Source organism: Oleiphilus sp. HI0123, from assembly GCF_001635315.1.
In genome coordinates this window covers 1-869 of the sequence record NZ_LWGE01000710.1, presented here as the reverse complement: position 1 = coordinate 869, position 869 = coordinate 1, and the positions used below count along the sequence as shown (strand labels likewise).

Below are 869 nucleotides of genomic sequence, written 5' to 3'. Positions count from 1 at the left end.
ACAAGAATGACATCATCTGCTACTGACTTTTCGAGCATTTTCTGTATTGCCATTCGTCGCTCGTGTATCACTTCCACCTTCGATGGCTGCGCAAAGCCCGCTAAAATATCTGCGATGATTGCTTCTGGTGATTCTCCTCGTGGATTGTCATCACTGAGGACAATGTCATCTGCAAACGCTTCGGCAACTCTTGCCATCTCGGCGCGTTTTCCTTGATCACGGTCACCACCACAACCAAATATCACCCTTAGAGAGCCACTGCAAAGAGGCGCTAGCGTTTTAAGTACATTTTCCAAAGCATCAGGTGTATGTGCATAATCAACTACGACTGTAGGTTGATTCACAGACCGAAGCACTTCCATACGGCCATCAACCGCTTTAATCTTTTTAACTCGCGACTCAACGCTTTCGAGGTCGTTCATCGCCGTGGCAGCTGCAAGCACAGCTAACAAATTGCTTAAGTTAAATTCGCCCAGCAATGGGGAGTCGATCATTACCTGACCTACTGAAGCCTTGATCAATGCGTGTATACCCGATGACGAAAGCTCGTTCGTCAATACCGCAACATCAGCAGCTTTACTTGAAACCGCATAACTCGTAATGTTTGTGCCTGGCGTAACAGCGGCTTTAAAATCGCTGAACAGTTCATCATCTCGATTTAGTACTGCAAAGGCCAAGCTCGTGTTCTGAAATAGCTTCTGCTTGGCTTGCGCGTAGTCGGACATTGAACCATGGTAATCCAAGTGATCACGAGTCAAATTGGTGAACACTGCTCCATAAAACTGGACGCCATCTACCCGGTTCTGACATAAGCCGTGCGAAGATACTTCCATCACTACAAACTTTGCACCCGCGTCACGCATATTAGC

At 47.1% G+C, this 869-nt stretch carries 1 protein-coding gene; it reads right to left on the bottom strand.

Annotation, left to right across the window (positions count from 1 at the left end):
* Positions 1-869 (bottom strand): Mur ligase family protein (locus tag A3761_RS06350; RefSeq protein ID WP_156491674.1); only part of this gene is annotated, 869 nt, incomplete at both ends.